General features: G+C 56.4%; 1 rRNA gene (cut by a window edge). It reads left to right on the forward strand.

Going from position 1 to position 1,867, the window contains the following annotated elements:
• Positions 1 to 1,845 (forward strand): 23S ribosomal RNA (locus tag ACFUPX_RS44015); it begins 1,376 nt to the left of the window's first position.
• Positions 1,846 to 1,867: the final 22 nt, after the last annotated feature.

The raw sequence follows: 1,867 nt of genomic DNA on the forward strand, positions 1-1,867 counted from the left end.
TATAGGGCCAACGCCTGCTGGGATGGGTAGGGGAGCGTCGTGTGCCGGGTGAAGCTGCAGCGGAAGCTAGTGGTGGACGGTTCACGAGTGAGAATGCAGGCATGAGTAGCGATACATACGTGAGAAACGTGTGCGCCGATTGACTAAGGGTTCCTGGGTCAAGCTGATCTGCCCAGGGTAAGTCGGGACCTAAGGCGAGGCCGACAGGCGTAGTCGATGGATAACCGGTTGATATTCCGGTACCCGCTGTGAAGCGTCAAACATCGAGCCCATTAATGCTAAGGCCGTGAAGCCGTCCTGGAGCCTTCGGGCAAAGGGAAGTGGTGGAGCCGCCGACCCAAGGTGGTAGTAGGTGAGTGATGGGGTGACGCAGGAAGGTAGTCCAGCCCGGGCGATGGTAGTCCCGGGGTAAGGGTGTAGCCCGTCATCTAGGTAAATCCGGATGACATGAGGGTGAGACCTGATGCCGAGCCGATTGTGGTGAAGTGGATGATCCTATGCTGTCGAGAAAAGCCTCTAGCGAGTTTCATGGCGGCCCGTACCCTAAACCGACTCAGGTGGTCAGGTAGAGAATACCGAGGCGTTCGGGTGAACTATGGTTAAGGAACTCGGCAAAATGCCCCCGTAACTTCGGGAGAAGGGGGGCCATTCTTGGTGATCGGATTTACTCCGTGAGCTGGGGGTGGCCGCAGAGACCAGCGAGAAGCGACTGTTTACTAAAAACACAGGTCCGTGCGAAGCCGTAAGGCGATGTATACGGACTGACGCCTGCCCGGTGCTGGAACGTTAAGGGGACCGGTTAGTGCACTTTCGGGTGTGCGAAGCTGAGAACTTAAGCGCCAGTAAACGGCGGTGGTAACTATAACCATCCTAAGGTAGCGAAATTCCTTGTCGGGTAAGTTCCGACCTGCACGAATGGCGTAACGACTTCTCGACTGTCTCAACCATAGGCCCGGTGAAATTGCACTACGAGTAAAGATGCTCGTTTCGCGCAGCAGGACGGAAAGACCCCGGGACCTTTACTACAGTTTGATATTGGTGTTCGGTTCGGCTTGTGTAGGATAGGTGGGAGACTTTGAAGCGGGCACGCCAGTGTTCGTGGAGTCAACGTTGAAATACCACTCTGGTCGTGCTGGATGTCTAACCTGGGTCCGTGATCCGGATCAGGGACAGTGTCTGATGGGTAGTTTAACTGGGGCGGTTGCCTCCTAAAGAGTAACGGAGGCGCCCAAAGGTTCCCTCAGCCTGGTTGGTAATCAGGTGTTGAGTGTAAGTGCACAAGGGAGCTTGACTGTGAGACCGACGGGTCGAGCAGGGACGAAAGTCGGGACTAGTGATCCGGCGGTGGCTTGTGGAAGCGCCGTCGCTCAACGGATAAAAGGTACCCCGGGGATAACAGGCTGATCTTCCCCAAGAGTCCATATCGACGGGATGGTTTGGCACCTCGATGTCGGCTCGTCGCATCCTGGGGCTGGAGTCGGTCCCAAGGGTTGGGCTGTTCGCCCATTAAAGCGGTACGCGAGCTGGGTTTAGAACGTCGTGAGACAGTTCGGTCCCTATCCGCTGTGCGCGTAGGAATATTGAGAAGGGCTGTCCCTAGTACGAGAGGACCGGGACGGACGAACCTCTGGTGTGCCAGTTGTCCTGCCAAGGGCATGGCTGGTTGGCTACGTTCGGAAAGGATAACCGCTGAAAGCATCTAAGCGGGAAGCCTGCTTCGAGATGAGTATTCCCACCCCCTTGAGGGGTTAAGGCTCCCAGTAGACGACTGGGTTGATAGGCCAGATCTGGAAGCCCGGTAACGGGTGGAGGTGACTGGTACTAATAGGCCGAGGGCTTGTCCTCAGTTGCTCGCGTCCACTGTGTT

It is taken from the genome of Streptomyces sp. NPDC057302, from assembly GCF_042667685.1.
Lineage (GTDB): Bacteria > Actinomycetota > Actinomycetes > Streptomycetales > Streptomycetaceae > Streptomyces.